This is a genomic window from Stenotrophomonas sp. 278 (genome assembly GCF_003935715.1).
Classification (GTDB): Bacteria; Pseudomonadota; Gammaproteobacteria; order Xanthomonadales; family Xanthomonadaceae; genus Stenotrophomonas; species Stenotrophomonas maltophilia_AH.
This window is the reverse complement of sequence record NZ_RHPP01000013.1, coordinates 1-20,085: the sequence shown is the minus strand read 5'-3', so window position 1 is coordinate 20,085 and position 20,085 is coordinate 1. Positions and strand designations below refer to the sequence as shown.

15 protein-coding genes are annotated in these 20,085 nt (G+C 66.0%); 9 read left to right on the top strand and 6 right to left on the bottom strand.

Features of this window, described 5'->3' with window-relative positions; translation table 11 throughout:
• Window positions 1-392 precede the first annotated feature (392 nt).
• The 6 genes from EGJ34_RS03970 to EGJ34_RS03945 all read left to right on the top strand — a co-directional run bounded on the left by EGJ34_RS03970 (window position 393) and on the right by EGJ34_RS03945 (window position 10,272).
• Window positions 393-2,765: a GH92 family glycosyl hydrolase gene (locus EGJ34_RS03970; protein ID WP_260476894.1), complete on the top strand. Its 2,373-nt coding sequence runs from the start codon at window positions 393-395 to the stop codon at window positions 2,763-2,765.
• A gap of 118 nt (window positions 2,766-2,883) precedes the next feature.
• A complete protein-coding gene (locus EGJ34_RS03965) occupies window positions 2,884-3,981 on the top strand; it encodes a LacI family DNA-binding transcriptional regulator (protein WP_125359238.1) in 1,098 nt (365 codons plus the stop codon).
• 44 nt (window positions 3,982-4,025) lie between these two features.
• On the top strand, window positions 4,026-5,336 hold the full coding sequence (gene fucP, locus EGJ34_RS03960; RefSeq protein WP_125359237.1) for an L-fucose:H+ symporter permease: 1,311 nt from the start codon (window positions 4,026-4,028) through the stop codon (window positions 5,334-5,336).
• A gap of 7 nt (window positions 5,337-5,343) precedes the next feature.
• Window positions 5,344-6,342, top strand: coding sequence for a carbohydrate kinase (locus tag EGJ34_RS03955; RefSeq protein ID WP_125359236.1), 999 nt, complete (start codon window positions 5,344-5,346; stop codon window positions 6,340-6,342).
• Entirely contained in the window at window positions 6,339-7,532 is a 1,194-nt protein-coding gene (locus EGJ34_RS03950) for an AGE family epimerase/isomerase (protein ID WP_125359235.1), read from the top strand. Before EGJ34_RS03955 ends, EGJ34_RS03950 begins: the two co-directional genes overlap by 4 nt.
• Before the next feature lie 127 nt (window positions 7,533-7,659).
• Window positions 7,660-10,272 carry a glycoside hydrolase family 2 protein gene (locus EGJ34_RS03945; RefSeq protein ID WP_125359234.1) on the top strand — a complete coding sequence of 871 codons (2,613 nt, stop codon included), beginning with the start codon at window positions 7,660-7,662 and terminating at the stop codon, window positions 10,270-10,272.
• Window positions 10,273-10,368: 96 nt separating this feature from the next.
• Here EGJ34_RS03945 and mtnC read toward each other — a convergent pair whose 3' ends face one another.
• The 5 genes from mtnC to EGJ34_RS03920 form a co-directional block, all read right to left on the bottom strand.
• Window positions 10,369-11,070, bottom strand: coding sequence for an acireductone synthase (mtnC, locus tag EGJ34_RS03940; protein ID WP_125359233.1), 702 nt, complete (start codon window positions 11,068-11,070; stop codon window positions 10,369-10,371).
• 3 nt (window positions 11,071-11,073) lie between these two features.
• On the bottom strand, window positions 11,074-11,631 hold the full coding sequence (locus EGJ34_RS03935) for an acireductone dioxygenase (protein WP_125359232.1): 558 nt from the start codon (window positions 11,629-11,631) through the stop codon (window positions 11,074-11,076).
• A 217-nt stretch (window positions 11,632-11,848) separates the two neighbouring features.
• Window positions 11,849-12,484, bottom strand: coding sequence for a methylthioribulose 1-phosphate dehydratase (locus EGJ34_RS03930; RefSeq protein WP_125359231.1), 636 nt, complete (start codon window positions 12,482-12,484; stop codon window positions 11,849-11,851).
• Between the two features lie 601 nt (window positions 12,485-13,085).
• On the bottom strand, window positions 13,086-14,513 hold the full coding sequence (locus tag EGJ34_RS03925; RefSeq protein ID WP_125359230.1) for an amino acid permease: 1,428 nt from the start codon (window positions 14,511-14,513) through the stop codon (window positions 13,086-13,088).
• 60 nt (window positions 14,514-14,573) lie between these two features.
• Window positions 14,574-16,049, bottom strand: a complete 1,476-nt coding sequence (locus tag EGJ34_RS03920) for an amino acid permease (RefSeq protein WP_125359229.1) — start codon at window positions 16,047-16,049, stop codon at window positions 14,574-14,576.
• Window positions 16,050-16,250: 201 nt separating this feature from the next.
• Between EGJ34_RS03920 and EGJ34_RS03915 the strand changes: the two genes are divergently transcribed.
• Window positions 16,251-16,832, top strand: a complete 582-nt coding sequence (locus EGJ34_RS03915; protein WP_125359228.1) for an NUDIX hydrolase — start codon at window positions 16,251-16,253, stop codon at window positions 16,830-16,832.
• Between the two features lie 23 nt (window positions 16,833-16,855).
• Here EGJ34_RS03915 and serA read toward each other — a convergent pair whose 3' ends face one another.
• Window positions 16,856-18,097, bottom strand: a complete 1,242-nt coding sequence (serA, locus tag EGJ34_RS03910) for a phosphoglycerate dehydrogenase (protein WP_125359227.1) — start codon at window positions 18,095-18,097, stop codon at window positions 16,856-16,858.
• Window positions 18,098-18,285: 188 nt separating this feature from the next.
• On the opposite strand from serA, the gene EGJ34_RS03905 reads away from it, so the two are divergent.
• Complete coding sequence (locus tag EGJ34_RS03905) at window positions 18,286-19,674, top strand: FAD-binding oxidoreductase (RefSeq protein ID WP_125359226.1); 1,389 nt, start codon at window positions 18,286-18,288, stop codon at window positions 19,672-19,674.
• A gap of 61 nt (window positions 19,675-19,735) precedes the next feature.
• Window positions 19,736-20,038, top strand: a complete 303-nt coding sequence (locus tag EGJ34_RS03900) for a DUF2388 domain-containing protein (protein WP_125359225.1) — start codon at window positions 19,736-19,738, stop codon at window positions 20,036-20,038.
• Window positions 20,039-20,085: the final 47 nt, after the last annotated feature.

Below are 20,085 nucleotides of genomic sequence, written 5' to 3'. Positions count from 1 at the left end.
TTGAATCGATCTAATTTTTGAGCCGATTTCTCTGGGGTAATCCGGGCTGCTCCCCCAGCGCGCCACGGCCGCTGTATGACGGTTTAAAGTTGGATCGATCTAAACCATCGACCGGCGAATTTTAAACATGGCTGACACAAAAGCGCATGCTGCTCCGCAATAAGTGAACAGGCAGCGGGTTGTTCATGTTGCGGCGCAGAATGCATCGATCCAAACCGACGTGGTTTACTCCGCCACTTAAATCGATCTAAATTCCCGCTGGCGGGGATTTGCACGCCCATCGACCCACAGGAACCCACTGCATGCGCCGATTGCCGTCCCTTCGCGAACTTCCTGCCCTGCGCCGCCCGCTGCTGGGACTGGCCTGTCTGACCGTGCTGGGGTTCACCCCGATGCTGCAGGCCGCACCGGCCGCGCTGGAGCGTGAGGTCAACACCTTCATCGGCAGCAAGGACGACGGCAACACCTTCCCGGGTGCCTCGGCCCCGTTCGGCCTGATCCAGGTCAGCCCGATCGGCGAGCACTACGCCGGCTGGCGCTATGACGACCCGAAGATCCGCGGCTTCGGCCATTCGTTCCTGTCCGGGGCCGGGTGCTGGGAGCAGGGCGGCCAGGTCTCGGTCCTGCCGGTGACCGGCAGCATCGGGCCGGGCGGCGACTTCGATACCGACAATGCCAAGAGCTTCGATCACAAGGCCTACGCGTCCAGCTACACCCATGAGGGTGAAGTGGGTCAGGCCGGCTATTACAAGGTGCGGCTGACCAGCTACGGCGGCATTGACGCCGAGGCCACCGCACGCACCCGCGCCGCCGCCGAGCGCTACACCTTCCCGGCTGACAGGGCCGAAGGCCATGTGCTGGTCAACGTGGGCCAGGCCAACGAGCGCCATTCGGTCATCGGCAGCGTCATCGACGTGGTCGGCGACCGCGTGGTGGAAGGCAAGCTGGTCACCAAGAGCTTCTGCGGCGGCCACCAGTACACCACCTGGTTCCGGATCGAGTTCGACCGCCCGTTCAAGGCCTTCGGCACCTGGGGCGAGGCAGGCGGTCTGCCTGGCGCGCGCCATGGCATGGAAGGCGAGCAGAAGCCGAGCGGTGCGTGGTTGAGTTTCGATACCTCCAAGGGCCGCGCGGTCACCGCCGTCAGCGCCATCTCGCACGTGGACGCGGAAGGCGCGCGCACCAACCTGCGCGAGGACGGCATGCAGAACGGCAAGCTGCTTGGCTTCGAACGCATGCGCAGCCTGGCCCAGCAGCAGTGGCGCAAGGAGTTGAACACCGTGCGCGTGGACAGCAAGCATTCCGATGACCGCACCGTTCTCTATACCGCGCTGTACCACGCGCTGCTGCAGCCGCTGACCGGCAGCGACGCCGATGGCCGCTACCGCGGCTACGACGACCAGATCCACCGCGCCGACGGCTGGACCTACTACGAGTACTTCTCGCTGTGGGACACCTACCGCGCGCAGAACCAGTGGCTGGCGCTGACCCGTCCGGACGTCACCCGCGACATCGGTCGCACCCTGCTGGCGATCAACGAGCAGGGCGGCTGGCTGCCGCGCTGGGGCTACGCCAACTTTGAAACCAACATCATGACCGGCGACCCGGTTACTCCGTTCATGGCCGACCTGTGGCGCTTCGGTGCGCTGAAGGGCCGTGAGGCCGAGGCCTATACGGCGCTGCGCCGCAATGCCTTCGAGCTGCCGCCGATGAACTCCCGCCATGCCGGTCGATCCGGCAACCCGGGCTATGTGCAGAACGGCTTCGTTGCCTACGACCGTGCGTTCCCCTCCAAGGGCATGGACGTCGACCCGCACCACGGCGGTTCGGCCACGCTGGAGTACGCGCTGGCTGACTGCGCGCTGGCACAGATGGCCGACGGCCTGGGCCACAGTGCCGATGCAGGCGTGCTGCGCGAACGCGGCCGCAACTGGCACAAGGTGTGGGACGCCTCGGTGCGCGATGAAGAGACCGGCATGAGCGGCTTCCCGCGCCCGCGCATGGACGACGGCAAGTGGTACGTGCCGGCCGATGGTCGTTACAGCCCCCGGTCGCACCATGGCTTCCACGAAGGCACCGCCTGGCAGTACCAGTGGCTGGCGCAGCAGGACATGCCGGGCCTGGTCCAGGCCATGCACGGCCGCGAGCAGGCCGGCAAGCGCCTGGATGCCTTCTTCGCCTACGACGCGCTGCTGCAGTCGCCGCTGCAGGCCGCGCGCAAGGAATGGGTGGTGGGGCCATACAGCTACTACAACCAGTACCGCTACAACCCGAACAACGAACCGGACCTGCACGCGCCGTGGATGTACACCCTGATCGGCCAGCCGTGGAAGACCGCCACGGTAGTGCGCGCCGCGCAGCAGCTGTTCACCAACGCCCCCAATGGCGTGACCGGCAACGACGACCTGGGCACCATGTCGGCGTGGTACCTGTTCAGTGCGCTGGGCCTGTACCCGGCCGTGCCGGGCACCGGTGAGTTCCTGCTGCACACCCCGCGTTTCGCCAATGTCGAAGTGGACCTGGGCACCGGTCGCACCCTGAAGCTGCAGGCCCCGGGCGCGGAAGGTCGTACCCTGCAGTACATCCAGTCGGTGAAGGTCGACGGCCAGGACCATGACAAGGTCTGGCTGGACTGGAACCGCCTGCAGCAGGGCGGCACCATCCGCTATGCACTGGGCACCCAGGCCCCGGAAAGCGGTTGGGGTACCCGCAGCGAGGCATTGCCGGTGTCGTATTGCGCCACTCCAGGAGCGTCGCTGGAATGAGCCTGGCCATCGGTCAGCGGGGCAGGGCGGGCCGGTGCGGGTGCACCCGTGCTGCCGTGGTCCGCTGGCCGATGCGATCGTTTAGGCTTGCATCTTCTTTGACCCGCCTGATGCCACGATGAAAAAGGAACGTTCGACTGCCAGAGGGGCCGCCACGAAGGCATCGTCTTCGAAGGGAGGCGCTGCATCCACGTCGCGCGCAAGCGGTCGTGCGGTGACCGTGACCGACATCGCCGAGGCCATCGGGGTCTCGCGCGCCACCGTGTCACTGGTCCTGCGCGGCAGCCCGCTGGTCAACGTGGACACCCGTGCCCGGGTAGAAGCCGAGCTGCGCAGGCAGCGTTACGTCTACAACCGCAGCGCGGCCAATCTGCGCCGGCGTACCTCCAGCAGCGTGGCGCTGGTGATCAACGACCTGTCCAACCCGTTCTTCGCCGAGTTCGCCTCGGGCGTCGACGAGGCGCTGGGCGCGAAGGGGTATGTCACCCTGCTCGGAAGCACCGGCGAGTCGCCGCAGCGGCAGCAGGCGGTGGTATCCACCCTGATGGAGCACACGCCCGCCGGCCTGATCCTCTCACCGGCCGAAGGCACCGATGCCAGCGAACTGCGCCAGGCGCTGGGCTTCAATGCCAACGTGCTGCTGTTCAACCGCGAGCTGAAAGGCGGTGACTGGGACTTCCTGACCCTGAACAACCAGCAGGGGGCCTACCTGGCCACCAGGCACCTGATCGAACGGGGCCACACCCGGATCGCGTTTTTCGGTGGCCATGCCGACTCCAGCTCCTGTCACCAGCGCCGTGCCGGCTACAAGCAGGCACTGGGCGAGGCGGGGATGCAGGTGCAGCCGCAATGGCTCATTGAATCCGCCCCGAACCGCCTGGAGGCTGCCGCGCGCACCGGCGAACTGTTCGCCGCCGATGCACAGCCCAGCGCCGCGGTCTGCTACAACGACACCGTCGCGCTGGGCCTGATGCTGGGCCTGGCCTCGCGTGGCATTCGTCCGGGGACGGAGTTTGCGGTGACCGGCTTCGATGACATTTCCGAAGCGGCCGTGGCATTGCCGCCGCTGACCACCCTGACCGTGAACCCGCGCGAGCGGGGACGTCAGGCCGCCGAACTGCTGCTGCACCGGCTCGACAACCCCACCGCACCGCCACAGCGCACCGTGGCTCCCGTACAGCTTCGCATCCGTGACAGCAGCGGCATCGCCGCATGATGTCGCATTCCTCTTCTCTGTCCGTACCCTGAGACGCGTCCCGCATGCCCATCTCTCCAACGCCCCGACTGCCCACCTCGTCTTCCGCCGCGCCCGTGGTCAACACGCGCGTTGCGCTGGCGGTGGCCACCACCATCTTCTTCATGTGGGGCTTCCTGACCTGCCTCAACGACATTTTGATTCCGCATCTGAAAGCGGTGTTCGAACTGAATTACGCGCGGGCGATGCTGGTGCAGTTCACCTTCTTCGGCGCGTACTTCCTGATGTCGTTGCCGGCCGGTCGACTGGTGGCGCACCTGGGCTACAAGAAGGGCATCGTCGCCGGTCTGGCCATCGCCGCGGTCGGCGCATTGGGGTTCTGGCCTGCGGCCGAGCTGCGCGTGTATGAAGCCTTCCTGGGCGCGCTGTTCGTGCTGGCCACCGGCATCACCGTTCTGCAGGTCGCCGCCAACCCATATGTGGCGCTGCTGGGGCCGGAGCAGACCGCGTCCAGCCGCCTGACCCTGGCGCAGGCGCTGAATTCGCTGGGTACTGCGATCGCGCCGATCTTCGGTGGCCTGCTGATTCTGGGCAATACCGTGAAGAGCGCTGACGAGCTGGCCGCGCTGAGCGCGGCCGAGCAGCTGGCCTACCGCACCCAGGAAGCGCAGTCGGTGCAGGGCCCGTACGTGGGCCTGGCGATCGCGCTGGCACTGCTGGCGGTGTTCGTCTATCTGTTCCGTCTGCCGGCGTTGAATGAAACCACCGAGCAGGCCGACCCGGTCAAGCACACCCTGATGGATGCACTGCGCCATCGCCACGTTCTGTTTGGCGTGCTGGGCATCTTCTTCTACGTGGGCGCGGAAGTGTCGATCGGCAGCTTCCTCGTCAACTACCTGTCCATGCCCAACATCGGCGGCTTCACCGAACAGCAGGCCACCGGGTTCGTGTCGGCCTACTGGACCATGGCGATGATCGGTCGCTTCGCCGGCTCGGCGATCATGGTCCGCTTCTCGCCGCGCGTGCTGCTGACGATTTTCGCCGCCGCCAACGTGGCGCTGCTGGCGCTGACCATGGGCACCGAAGGCCACGTGGCGGTGTATTCGGTGGTGGCGATCGGCCTGTTCAACTCGATCATGTTCCCGACCATCTTCGCGCTCAGCATCGAGCGCCTGGGTGCGCTGACCAACAAGGCCTCCAGCCTGCTGATCATGGCCATTGTCGGCGGCGCGATCGTCCCGTTCCTGCAGGGCCTGCTGGCCGACCGCATCGGCCTGCATCTGTCCTTCATCCTGCCGTTGCTGTGCTACGGCTACATCCTGTTCTATGGCATGTGGGGCTCGCGCCCGCGTGCTGGTTTCAGCCAGGGGGGCTGAGCGCGTCATGACCAAGATTGTGTGTTTCGGCGAAATTTTGATCGATCTACTCGCGCAGCCGCCCGCCACGCCGGACACCCCGCGCGCGTTCCTGCAGTACGCCGGCGGGGCACCCGCGAACGTGGCCGTAGCCGCCGCCAAGCTGGGTGCGGATACCCACTTTGCCGGCATGCTCGGCCAGGACATGTTCGGTGACTTCCTGGCGCAGAGCCTGGGCGACGCCGGCGTGGCGACCGACTGCATCGTACGCACCGACCGGGCCAAGACCGCGCTGGCGTTCGTGGCGCTGGACGCGCATGGCGAGCGCAGCTTCAGCTTCTACCGGCCGCCGGCGGCGGACCTGCTGTTCCGCGCCGAGCACTTCCAGCCGGCATGCTTCGACGGCACGCGCACGTTCCATGTGTGTTCCAACAGCCTGACCGAGGCCGAGATCGCCGAGGCCACGCTGCAGGGCATGCAACGCGCCCGCGCTGCCGGTGCCCTGGTCAGCCTGGACCTCAACCTGCGTCCGTCGCTGTGGCCGGCCGATGTGGACCCGACTCCGCGTCTGTGGGATGCGCTGAAGCTGGCCGAGCTGGTCAAGCTGTCGCGCGAGGAGCTCGACTATCTCGCGGCACCCCTCGGTTTCGACGGTGCCGACGTGGTGATCCAGCGCCTCCTGGGGGCCAACGCGCAGGCCGTGGTGGTCACTGACGGGGCCGCGCCGATGCGCTGGTTCACCCGTCACGGCCAGGGCACGGTGACCGGTTTCCAGGTGCCTACGGTGGACAGCACTGCCGCTGGCGACGCCTTCGTGGCTGGGCTGCTGTTCGCACTCGGTGAGCGCGGGGCTGATGGCAATGCCTTCGCAGAGTTCTGCCGCGACGCTGCCGGCCTGCGCGAGGCGATTCGTTTTGGTGCCGCCGTCGGCGCGCTCGCGGTCACCCGCAAGGGCGCGTTTGCCGCCATGCCCAGCCTGGCCGAAGTGACACAACTGCTGCAGCAACAACAGGACACCGCCGCATGACCACGCATGTTCCGCCCCAGCCTGATTTCCGTTCGCCTGAATTCCTGCGCGCACACATCGCGCAGACCATGGCGTTCTACCAGCCCCACGAAATCGACCCGAACGGTGGCTTCTTCCACTACTACCGTGACGACGGCAGCGTGTACGACGCCAGCCACCGTCATCTGGTCAGCAGCACGCGCTTCGTGTTCAACCATGCGATGGCCTATCGCGAATTCGGCAAGCCGGAAGACCTGAAGGCGGTCGAGCACGGTATTGCCTACCTGCGTGACGTGCACCGCAACCCGGCCACCGGCGGCTACGCCTGGACCCTGCGCGACGGCGTGGTCGAAGACGCCACCAACCACTGCTACGGCGTGGCCTTCGTGCTGCTGGCCTACAGCTGCGCGCTGAAGGCAGGGATCGGTGAAGCCGGGCAGTGGATGGATGAAACCTGGCAGCTGCTGGAAACGCGTTTCTGGGAGCCGGAGTTCGGCCTGTACAAGGACGAAGCGGACGCCGACTGGAACTTCAGCGACTACCGCGGCCAGAACGCCAACATGCACATGTGCGAGGCGATGCTGGCGGCGTTCGAGGCCAGTGGCGAGCAGCGTTACCTCCAGCGGGCCTTGCTGCTGGCCGACCACATGACCCGCCGCCAGGCGGCGCAGGGCGAAGGTCTGGTGTGGGAGCACTACGACACCCAGTGGAAGATCGACTGGAACTACAACCTCGACAACCCCAAGCACCTGTTCCGTCCGTGGGGTTTCCAGCCCGGCCACCAGACCGAGTGGGCCAAGCTGCTGCTGATCCTGGATCGTCACGTGCAGGCCGACTGGCTGGTGCCGACCGCGCGTCATCTGTTCGACGTGGCGGTGGAGCGTAGCTGGGACGCCGAACGCGGTGGGCTGTATTACGGCTTCGCGCCGGACGGCAGCGTGTGCGACGACGACAAGTACTTCTGGGTGCAGGCCGAGTCGCTGGCCACCGCAGCGCTGCTGGCCAAGCGCACCGGTGAGTCCGTGTACTGGGAGTGGTACGACAAGCTTTGGGCCTACGCCTGGCAGCACATGATCGACCACCAGTACGGCGCGTGGTACCGCATCCTGGACGCGGACAACCGCAAGTACAGCGATGAGAAGAGCCCGGCAGGCAAGACCGATTACCACACCATGGGCGCGTGCCACGAAGTGCTGAACGTAGTGCGTTGAGGGGACCCGTATCGCCACGACCTGCGTGGCTTCGCGGTAATGATCGGCCGTAGAGACGCGCCATGCGCGTCTGCGCGGTGTATGGGTTGGTCGAAGCCACGCAGGGCGTGGCTCTACAGGAGGATGTATGCAGCGATTGGGCGTTCTGCTTTTAATTCTGCTCTGGGCGCTGCCAGCCGCAGCCACCCCGCTGTCAGCCCAATGGTCCTTCCGCCTCCTCCCAGGCAACGCCCAGGCAATCGCTAACCCCGAAGCCACTCAATGGCGCAGCGCACAGGTCCCCGGCTCGGTCCACACCGACCTGCTGGCCCACCAGCTGATCCCAAACCCCTACGCAGGCGCACCCGAAGCCGGTCTGCAGTGGATCGGGCTGGCCGACTGGGAATACCAGGCCCGCTTCGACGTCGACGCGACCACGCTGGCCAATGCGCACGCCGAGCTGACCTTCGAGGGGCTGGACACCTTCGCCGAGGTCACCCTCAACGATCGCCCGCTGCTGAAGGCGAACAACAGCCACCGCACCTGGCGCGCACGCGTGGACGGGCGGCTCAAGGCACAGGGCAACACCCTGCGCATCGTGTTCCGTTCGCCGATCACCACGCTGCTGTCCGGCGTGCAGGCGATGCCGCACAAGATCGCCGGTAACTATCCTTCGCCCTATGGCGACGAACCCAAAGATGCGATGGTCGGCAACTTCGTGCGCAAACCCGGCTACCACTTCGGCTGGGACTGGGGCCCGCGTTACGTGACGGCGGGCATCTGGCGTCCGGTCATGCTGGACAGCTGGGATGCACAGCGCATCACCGATGTGGCCGTGCAGACGCAGGCGCTGGATGAAACCCGAGCGACCCTGCAGGTGGATGTCGAGATCGAACGCGCAGCCGCCGGCAATGCCCAGGTGCAGGTGTCGCTGGTCGACCCGGACGGCCGCGTCGCCGCCGTCGTCGAGCAGAAGGCCAGCCTGCGCAAGGGCATCCAGGTGGTTTCCGTACCGGTGCAGCTGGCGAACCCGCGCCGCTGGTGGCCGGTGGGCTACGGCGAACAGGCGCGCTACACCGTGCGCACCGTAGTCGACGCCGGCAAGCAGGGCAGGGTGGAGCAACAGCTGCGCACCGGGCTGCGCACGGTGGAACTGCGCCGCGAGGTCGACCGTGATGGCGGCCAGGGCTTCGCATTCGTCATCAACGGCGTGCCGATCTTCGCCAAGGGCGCGAACGTGATTCCGTTCGACGCGTTCCCGGCCCGGGTGGACGCCGCCCGCCTGCGTCGCGACCTCACCGCCGCACGCGACGCCAACATGAACATGGTGCGCAACTGGGGCGGCGGCTATTACGAGGATTCCACCTTCCTCGACATTGCCGACGAGCTCGGCCTGCTGGTCTGGCAGGACTTCATGTTCGGCGGCGGCATGCAGCCCGGCTATGACCCCGCGTTTCGCCAGAACGTGGTGGCCGAAGCGCGCGACAACGTGCGCCGGCTGCGCCGCCATCCCAGCATCGTGCTGTGGTGTGGCAACAATGAAGAAGAGACCGCGTGGAAGGACTGGGGCCACGGCCGCGACCTGACCGCGGCCGACCCGGCGTTTGCGAAGAAGGTCTGGCAGGGCTACGTGGACCTGTTCGGCCACGACCTGCGCCAGGTGGTAAGCGAGCACGGACTGGGCGTACCGTACTGGTCGAGTTCGCCCAGCAACGACCTCGACGAGAAGGCCAACGACTCGACCCGTGGCGACAAGCACTACTGGCAGGTGTGGGGCAATCCGGCGCTGCCGGTGCAGGCGTATCTTCGCGAGACCCCGCGTTTCATGTCCGAGTACGGCCTGCAGGCGTGGCCGTCGATGAAGACGCTGGAGGGCATCATTCCCGCCGACCAGCGGCAGGTGGACAGCCCGGTGGTGAAGGCGCACCAGAAGTTCATGGCGGGCGAGGGCAACCAGCGCCTGCTGCAGTACATCGAGCGTGAGTTTGGTACGCCGCGCAACTTCGATGACTTCGTCTACCTGAGCCAGGTGACCCAGGCCGAAGGCATCGCGCTGGCCGCGCTGCACCATCGGGCGTCACGTCCGTACACGATGGGCTCGCTGTACTGGCAGCTCAACGACGTGTGGCCGGGGGCGTCGTGGTCGAGCGTCGATTACGACGGGCGCTGGAAGGCGCTGCATTTCCACGCCAAGCGCTTCTTCGCCGGTCATGCCGTCGCCGCGCTGCGCGATGAGGGCGTGACCCGGGTGAGTCTGCTCAACGACCGGACCGAGCCGCTGCGCGGGGCGTGGCGCTTGCGGGTGATGGATGTGGATGGCCGTGTGCGCCGCGATGAGCGCAAGGCGGTGACGGTGCCCCCGTTGGCGGCGCTGGAGGTGGGGCGGTTCACCGATGCGCAGCTGCTGGGCAAGGCGGATCCAAAGCGCACCGTGGCCGTGGCGGAGCTGCTCGACGGTGAGCAGGTGATATCGCGGCAGGTGGTGTATTTCGCGGCGGCCAAGGACATGCGCCTGCCGGAGGCGAAGATCGTCAGCCGTTGGGTTCGCGAGGGCGATGACAGCGTGCTGGAGCTGCGCTCGGCGCAGCTGGCGCGTGGGGTCTGGGTCGAGTTTGACGGCTTCGATGCCGTACTTGATGACAACGCGCTGGATCTGGTGCCCGGGGAGCCGGTGCGGATCCGGGTCAAGGCGGATCAGAGCGCCAAGGCGTTGGCGGACGCGTTGCGGGTGCGTCACGTGGCCGAGGCGATGGGCCGGTAATCGAACGCGGCCCGGGATGGTCGTGGACACGCATGGCGTGTCCCTACAGCGATGCCCCGTAGGGACGCGCCATGCGCGTCCGCCGCGGTGCCGGAATTACAACGTGATCTGCTGGAAATTCTCGACGCGGTCGTGGCCGTGCGTGGCTTCACCGGTGCGCGGCAGCGGGTAATCCTGCAGGCGGTCCAGCAGGCGCGTCTGCAGCCCGGCCTCGCGCGCCGCATCCAGCTCTTCCACCACGTCGGACAGAAACACGATCTCGCCGGCCGGCACGCCAATCGCGTTGACGATGTTGCGGTAGCTGTCCGCCTCACGCTTGCCGCCGATCTCCGTGTCGAACCAGCCCGACACCAGCGCAGTCAGGTCGCCGGCTTCGCTGAAGCCGAAGAACTGCTTCTGCGCCGGTACCGAACCGGAGGAGTACACGTAAAGCGCCTTGCCCTGCGCGTGCCAGCCCTTCAGCACCGCCGCCACTTCAGGATAGAAGTGCGCCTGGTAGTCGCCGCGCTCGTAGCCGCTTTTCCAGATCATGCCCTGCAGCGCTTTCAGCGCGGTGTGCTTGCGGTCCTGGTCGATCCAGCCCTGCAGGGTTTCCACCACCACCGCGTCCCGGCACGCCCCGCCGATCTCGGCGGCCACCGCGTCCAGCCAGCGGCGAACCTCAGGCTCCTGCCCATGCGCGGCAACGAACGCCGGCAGCGCCTTGCGCGCATACGGGAACAGCACGTTCTTCACGAAAGAGATGCTGCTGGTGGTGCCTTCGATATCGGTCAGAACAACACGGGGTGACTGCGACATGGATCAGGAAGCCTGGGTAGGGATGTAACGGGGAAATTTCTGTGCGATATCGGTGCCGGTGAAGTGGCCGACCCAGCCGTCCGGCTCGGTGAAGAAGCGGATGGCAACGAAGCTGGGTTCTTCGCCCATGTCGAACCAATGGGTGGTGCTGTCCGGCACGGCGATCAGGTCGTCCTTCACGCACTCGATCTCGTAGACCTTGTCGCCCACGTGCAGGGTGAACAGCCCGGAGCCGGCGACGAAGAAGCGGACCTCGTCTTCCTTGTGGAAGTGTTCGTCAAGGAACTTCTTGCGCAGCTCCGCACGGTTCGGATTGTCCGGGGCGATCGAGGCCACGTCGACGCTCTTGAAGCCACGTTCGGCGACCAGGCGGTCGATGTCGGCGCGGTAGGCCGCGAACACCTCGTCCTGGCTGGCACCCGGGGCGACTTCGTGGGCCGCCTGCCAGCGTTCGAAGGTGACCCCGATCTTATTCAGTTCATCGGTGATCACGGCACCGTCCTGGGTGTCCAGCAACGGGGCCTCGGGGGCGGTGTCATTGAAGATGCGCAGTCGGCTCATGGCGGCAGCTTGAACGTGGGAACAGGGGTCTTAAAGGGTAGCAGCCGCAGCCCGCGGTTGGGGGCGCGGCGTAATGACGCGGGGGAAACAGCATATGCCCCATCCGCGTGAAATCTGAATGTGCGTGCCGTACGCGACCGGGGTGCATCACGTAGAGCCGGGCTTGCCCGGCTGCTTTACACGGCACCCGGGCAAGCCCGGCTCTACATCGCGGGGTTCAAAGCCCGCGCAGCTTCCGCAGCTCCAGCTCGCAATGGAACAGGAACTCGAACGCCTCCAGGTGCCGGCGCGCCTCGGCCATGTCCCGGCCCCAGGCATACAACCCGTGGCCATCAATCAGATACCCCCACAGGCACTGCTGGTCGAGCAGGGCGTCGACCTGCGCGGAGAGCACATTCATGTCCTGGGTGTTGGCAAACACCGGCACTTCAATGGCCATTTCGTGTGTGCTGTTGCCATGGAAGGCCTTCAGCAGCTCATAGCCTTCCAACCGGATATGCCCCTGCGCGGCATACAGGCGCGAGGCCACGGTCTGCACGGGGGAGTGCGTATGCAGCACACAGCCGACTTCCGGGAAGCGGCGGTAAAGCTGGGTATGCAGCAGGGTTTCCGCCGACGGCCGCAGCGGCCGACCCACGGCCTGGCCATCGAAGTCCACGACCATGATGTCGTCTTCGATCAGCCGGCCCTTGTCCTTGCCGGACACGGTAATGGCCGCGTGCTGGTCATCCAGCCGATGCGAAAAGTTGCTGCTGGTCGCCGGCGTCCAGCCGGCCTGGGCCAGCTCACGCACGTTGTCGATCAGGACCTGGGCCAGCTGGCTGAGGCGGGTGGGGTCGTAGGGGGTGTTCATGGGGGTGATTTTAGCGGTCTTTTCAGTGAGTTGCCTGCGAAAAGCGGCTTTCCTGGGGGAGTCCGGTCGGGGTGGGGTTTGCGGGGGACGCTGCAAGTACGTCCATGGGGGCTTGGTCGCTGCTTGCACGTGTGCGCAATCCTGCGCACACGGCAAGACCGGGGTTGGGCGTCCTGCCCAACCCGTCGGGCGCATGCGCCCGACCCATGCGGCTCAAACCCCCGCAAACCCCACCCCGACCGGACTTCGACAGAATTCTGCGAGTGCCAGCACTTGGGGGAGGGAGAAAAAGCAGAGCCGGCCAATGGTCGGCTCCAGAGCATGACGACCAACGGTCGTCATCTACCAGCGCCACGAGTGCCGCTTCTGCTTTTCGGTTCCGTCACCGACGCCCTGTCGGGGGTGGGTCGGGATGGGCTGGAGGGGGCGTGAGCCGCATGGATGCGGCGATCGAGGCTACAAGGATGTACTTGCGCCGTCCCCCGGAACGCCCGTCCCGATCCGCCCAACCAAGAGTCAATGCAGAGCCGCCGCTCTTGATCTTCGCGCGGAGCCCGACATCGCGAGGACACGCATGGCGTGTCCCTACAGGAACCCAGCATCAACGCCCGCGCAGGCGGCTGTGGCGGTAGCCGTACAGGAAGTAGATCGCAAACCCGATCACCGTCCAGCCGATCATCAGCATCCAGTTGTGCAGCGTCATCGCCGACAACAGCGCCAGGCAGCTCAGCACGCCCAGGCTGCACACCAGCCACGCCGCCGGAATCCGGAATGGACGCGGCAGGTCCGGCTGCGTGCGGCGCAGGATCAGTACGCCTGCACAGACAGCCGCGAAGGCGATCAGCGTGCCCATCGAGGTCAGCTCACCCAGCACGTCCAGCGGGAACAGCGCCGCCAGCAGGGCAATGCCGATGCCGGTGATCACCGTGTTGATGTGCGGCGTGCGGTAGGTCGGATGGATCTTGGTGAACACTGGCGGCAACAGCCCGTCGCGGCCCATGATCATGAAGATGCGCGGCTGCGCGATCACCATCACCAGCACCACCGAGGACAAGCCGATCAGCGCGCCGATCTCCACCACCACCCGCAACCAGCCCAGCTGCGGATGCGCAGCCACCGCCGTCACCACCGGCTCGTCGGTGCCCAGCAGGTTGTACGGCACCAGGCCGGTCATCACCGCCGCCATTGCGATGTACAGCACGGTGCAGATCACCAGCGACAGCATCATGCCGATCGGCATGTCGCGCTGCGGCCGGTGCGATTCCTGTGCCGCCACCGATACCGCCTCGAACCCGATGTACGCGAAGAACACCATCGCCGCACCACGCAGCACGCCTTCCATGCCGTACTTGCCCGGGCCCTGGTTCTCCGGAATGAACGGAGTCCAGTTTGCCGGGTCCACATACTTCCAGCCCACCACGATCACCAGGATGATCAGGCCGGTCTTCAGTACCACCATCGCCATGTTCATCGCCGACGACTTGCTGATGCCCACATAGCACAGCCAGGTCAGCAGCAGCACCAGGATGGCGGCCGGCACATTGGCAATCGCGCCGGTCGGGCGCAGCTGTGCGTCCAGCGGCGCACTCACCAGTGCGGCCGGTAGATGGATCTCGAAATGGCTTAGCAGACTGAGGAAGTAGCCGGTCCAGCTGACCGCCACCGCCGAGGCCGAGACGCCGTACTCCAGCACCAGCATCCAACCGATGAACCAGGCCGAGAGCTCGCCGAAGGTGGCGTAGGTGTAGGTGTAGGCACTGCCCGACACCGGCACCATCGAGGCGAACTCGGCGTAGGCCAGCGCGCAGAACGCGCAGCAGATGGCTGCCAGCACGAACGACAGCATGATTGCCGGGCCGGCATGGTTGGCCGCCGCCTGGCCGGTGATCACGAAGATGCCGCCACCGATCACCGCGCCGATGCCCAGCGCGGTCAGGCCCCAGGGACCCAGGTGGCGCTTCAGGCTAAGGCCGTTGGCGTCTTCATGGGCAGCATGCGGGTGCTTGGTGGCCCACAGTTGTTTGAGCATGTGTTTGGGTCTTTTCGGGTGAAAACGAACGGGCCGGCACTGGGCCGGCCCGTTGCGGAATTATGACTGCTTGGCGAGCTTGCTGTTGCGGATTCCGTAGAGGAAGTAGATCAGAAGGCCCAGCACGGTCCAGGCGACGAACAGATGCCAGTGCACCACGAACGCCTGCCAGAACAGGAACAGACAGGTGAGCGCGCCGAGCGGGGCGATCAGCCACACCGCCGGGACCCGGAACGGACGCTCGATCTCCGGGCGGGTGCGACGCAGGACCAGCACCCCGATGCAGACCGTGGCGAAGGCCAGCAGGGTGCCCATCGACACCAGCTCGCCCAGCACGTTCAGCGGCACCAGGCCAGCCAGCGCCGCGGCCAGCACGCCCACCACGATGGTGGCCCAGTACGGAGTGCGGAAACGGGCATGGACCTTGCCGAACACTTTCGGCAGCAGACCGTCGCGGGAGATGGTGTAGGCAATGCGGGTCTGGCCCATCATCATCACCAGCACCACCGAGGACAGACCGGCAATGGCACCGATTTCCACGAACGTCTTCAGCCAGCTCAGGGTCGGATAGGGCTCCAGCGCGGTGGCGACCGGCTTGTCAGTGCCCAGCAGGTGGTACGGCATCATGCCGGTCAGCACGGCGCAGACCACGATGTAGACCACCGTGCACACCGCCAGCGAGCCGAGCAGGCCGATCGGCATGTTGCGCTGCGGGTTCTTGGTTTCACCGGCGGCGGTGGAGACCGCGTCGAAGCCGATGTAGGCGAAGAACACGATGGTCGCCGCTCGGAACACACCGCTCCAGCCGAACTGGCCGTCCACGCCGGTGTTTTCCGGAATGAAGGGGGTCCAGTTGGCGGGGTCGATATGCGCCGCACCAATGCCGATGAACAGGCAGATCACCGTGACCTTGATTGCCACGATGATCGCGTTGACGAAGGCCGACTGGGTCACACCGACATACAGCAGGCCCGATACCGCCGCCACGATCAGCACCGCCGGCAGGTTGAACAGCTTGCCGGACGACACAAACTCCTGACCGGTCCAGGCGATCGGCGCAGCGCTTAGTGCGTCCGGGAACGGCATGTGCAGCGTGGTCGTGATGAAGCTGATCAGATAGGCCGACCAGCCCACCGCAACCGAGGCCGAGGCGAACAGGTACTCCAGCACCAGGCACCAGCCGATGAACCAAGCCATGCCTTCGCCGAGGGTTGCGTACGAATAGGAGTAGGCGCTGCCCGAGACCGGCATCATCGCGGCGAACTCGGCGTAGCACAGACCGGCCAGAGCGCAGGCGAAGCCGGCGATCACGAAGGACAGCATCACTGCCGGACCGGCGTGGTTGGCCGCCGCCTGCCCGGTCAGCACGAAGATACCCGCGCCGATCACCGCGCCGATGCCCAGCAGGATGAGGTGTCTCGCGGTGAGGGTCCGTTTCAGTGTGGCTTCGCCATCCAGGCTGCCTTCAATCGGCTCGCCGGCATCGACGTGCCCGGCCGGTGCCACCGGTTTGACCCTCAACAGAGACTTCAGCATGCAGTGCTTCCCGTAACGCGGGGCCAGGCCCCGCTGAATGGAATGAGCGGGGCGCGATGCATTGCCGCGCCCCCTTGATTGGGGTGGTGCCGCCCCAACGGGCGACCCGCTGTACCTTAGCCAAAGCTGAAGCCTGCGCACAAGCGCAAATGCAGCATCGGCGGCGATAATGGGGCATTCCCGCCTCCGCCTCCCTATTACATGTCGCTGATCCCTGAATCCCTTGTAGGACAAGACGCCGCGCTGCGTTCGCAGTTGTCCGACTACGCCCGGCGTCACCCGGAGCACGCCGCGCTGGCTGACGAATTCAGCACACTTCTGGATGATCCGGAAAACCCCTTTCTGCGGACCCGGCTGGCTGGACATTTCACCGGGAGCGCCTGGCTGGTCAGCGCGGATGGGGAGCGTATTCTGCTGACCCATCACCGCAAGCTGGACCGCTGGCTGCAGCTGGGCGGCCATGCCGACGGCGAGCGCGACCTGGCGAAGGTGGCGCTGACGGAGGCAGAGGAGGAATCCGGCCTGAGCGGGCTGGTGCTGGAAGACGGGTCGCTGTTCGACATCGACAAGCACTGGATTCCCGAGCGCAAGGACGTGCCGGGGCATTGGCATTACGACGCCCGTTACGTGGTGCGGGCACTGGGCAGCGAGGCGTTCGTGGTCAGCGAGGAGTCGCTGGCGCTGGCCTGGCGCACGGTGGCTGAGGTCGCGGCAGAAGCGATTGCGACCCCGGATGGGGATCCGTCCTTGCCGCGGATGGCGAAACGGTGGTTGGCGCGGTAGGTCACGACCGTTGGTCGTGACGATCAATACAACACGCGCGTCCGCAGCGTGCCTGGAATCGCTGCCAGCTCCTCGCGCACGCCTGCGGCCTGTTCCTCGCTTGCAGTGATGTCGATCACCACATAACCCACCTTCGGGTCGGTGCGCAGGAACTGGCCGTCGATGTTGACGTTGTGGCGCGAGAAGATCTCGTTGACCTTGGACAGCACGCCCGGCACGTTCTGGTGGATGTGCAGCAGGCGCAGGCTGTCGGCGTGCTCGGGCAGGGTCACTTCCGGGAAATTGACCGCCGACAGGGTGCTGCCGTTGTCGCTGTACCGCACCAGCTTGGCCGCCACTTCCACGCCGATGTTGTCCTGGGCTTCCAGCGTGCTGCCGCCCACATGCGGAGTAAGAATGACATTGTCGTGCGCGGTCAGCGGCGACACGAAGGCGTCGCCATTGCCCTTCGGCTCGACCGGGAACACGTCCAGCGCCGCGCCGCCGATGTGGCCCGAATGCAGCGCCGCGTCCAGTGCTTCGATATCGACCACGGTGCCGCGCGCGGCGTTGATCAGGTGCGCACCGGGGCGCATCTTCGCCAGCTGCGGCGCGCCGATCATCCACTGCGTGGCCGCGGTTTCCGGCACGTGCACGGTGACGATGTCGGCGCGGGCCAGCAGATCGTCCAGGTCAATCGCCGCGCGGGCGTTGCCCAGCGACAGCTTGGTTTCGATATCGTGGAAAATCACCTGCATGCCCATGGCTTCGGCCATGACCCCGACCTGGGTGCCGATATGGCCGTAGCCGATGATGCCCAGCGTCTTGCCGCGCACTTCGTGGCTGCCCGCGGCAGACTTCGACCAGCCGCCACGATGACATTCCGCGTTCTTCTGCGGAATGCCGCGGGTGAGCATGATCGCTTCGGCAATCACCAGTTCGGCGACGCTGCGGGTGTTGGAGTAGGGCGCGTTGAACACCGGAATGCCGGCCAGTTCCGCCGCTTCCAGGTCCACCTGGTTGGTGCCGATGCAGAAGCAGCCCACCGCCATCAGGCGCTTGGCATGCGCAAGCACGTCGGCGCTGAGCTGGGTGCGCGAGCGGATGCCGACAATATGCGCCTCGGCAATGCGTGTTTTCAGCTCCTCGTCCGGCAGTGCCTTGCTGTGCACCTCGATCTGCGAATAACCGGCCGCGCTGAACACGTCGATGGCGGTCTGGCTGACCCCCTCGAGCAACAGCACACGGATATCCTGCTTCGGGAACGAGGTCTTCTTCGGCGACATGGGCAAGGTGCAGCACGGTGGAGAGGGTGGACCACTATGCCAGAACGGGGCGGCGATGGTGCGTTGCGCCATGAGGATGACAGGTGGTTTCAGATGCATCTTTTCCGCCGGGCGTTCCGCCGCCTTGCGGCGGTCGCACCACCAACGGTGGTGCGCTACCCTTGGTGGTTTAACGCTCTCGAGCCACCATGACCGACCCGCGCCTTGAATCGCTGTTGCAGGACTGCCCCGGGCTGCGGCTCAAGACCGATGCGGCCGATCTGGAGCATTACGGGCGCGACTGGACCCGGCGCTGGACGCCAGCCCCGTTGGCCATCGCCTTGCCGGCCAGCGTGGAGGAAGTGCAGGCGCTGCTGCGCTGGTGCAGTGCCCAGGGCGTGGCGGTGGTGCCCTCGGGCGGTCGTACCGGGCTGTCCGGTGGGGCCGTGGCCGCCCACGGCGAGCTGGTGCTGTCCCTGGAGCGGATGAACAAGCCATTGGCCTTCAATGCGGTGGATCGCACCCTGACCGTGCAGGCCGGGATGGCACTGGAGGCCGTACACAATGCCGCGCTGGAACACGGCCTGATCTACCCGGTCGATTTTGCCGCGCGCGGCTCCTGCTCGATCGGCGGCAACATCGCCACCAATGCGGGCGGGATCCGGGTGATCCGCTACGGCAACACGCGCGAATGGATCGCCGGCCTGAAAGTGGTCACCGTCAGCGGTGAACTGCTGGAGCTGAACAAGGGGCTGATAAAGAACTCCAGTGGCTACGACTTCCGCCAGCTGCTGATCGCCTCGGAAGGCACCCTCGGGGTGATCGTCGAGGCCACCCTGAAGCTCACCGACCCGCCGCAGGCCAGCAACGTGATGCTGCTGGCGCTGCCCTCGTTCGAGGTGCTGATGGAGGTGTTCGCGGCCTTCCGTGAGCGGTTGCAGCTGCAGGCCTTCGAGTTTTTCACCGACCGGGCGCTGGAGCACGTGCTGGCACATGGTGCGCAGGCTCCGTTCGCCGAGGTGCATCCGTTCTACGTGGTCACCGAGTTCGCTGCCGGCGACGACGCCCAGGAAGCGGCCGCGATGGCCGCGTTCGAGGCCTGCATGGAGCAGGGCTGGGTAAGCGACGGCGTGGTCAGCCAGAGCGACGCACAGGCGGCGCAGCTGTGGCGTCTGCGCGAAGGCATCACCGAGGCGGTGGCACGCTATAAGCCGTACAAGAATGACGTTTCCGTCCGCATTTCGTCGATGCCGGCGTTCCTGGCCCAGACCCAGGCTCTTATTGGTGAAGCCTATCCCCAGTTCGACGTGGTCTGGTTCGGGCACATCGGCGACGGCAACCTCCATATCAACGTGCTCAAGCCGGACGGCACCGCCGACGCTGAGTTCCTGCAGCAATGCGAGCACGTGACCAAGCTGCTGGCGCAGGTGCTGAAGGACTTCGATGGCAGCATTTCCGCTGAACATGGAATCGGTCTGGTCAAGAAGGGCTATCTGGACAGCACCCGTGGCCCGGCTGAGATCGCCCTGATGAAGGCGGTCAAACGAACGTTTGATCCCCAAGGTTTGCTGAATCCCGGCAAGGTTTTTGACCTGTAGGGCGCGACAGTTCTTCACGCACCCGATACGCTCTGTGCTTTCCCGCCTGAATGACACCCTGATGATGCGTCCGATTCTCGTTGTTGCCGTGCTTGCTCTGTCGCTGCCGCTCCCGGCCCTGGCTTCCAGCTTCGCCGGCTCGTCGGCCGGTTCCGCATCCGGTGCCTCGTCGGCGGGCTCGTCCAGTTCCGACGATGACAAGGTGGTGCTGGATGCGCGCGAAGATGCAGCTGCGTTCGTGGCCAGCGACGGTGCCATCCGTGGTGCCCGCCTGGAAGCCGCGCTGCTGCACCTGCGCGAGCGTGATGGCGCACAGCGCGAGGCCAGCGACATGGCCCTGGCGCGGACCCTGCTGGCCCGCTGATGCGTTTACGCCGCTGGGCCCTGCGCCAGTGCGCGGCGGTCCTGGCG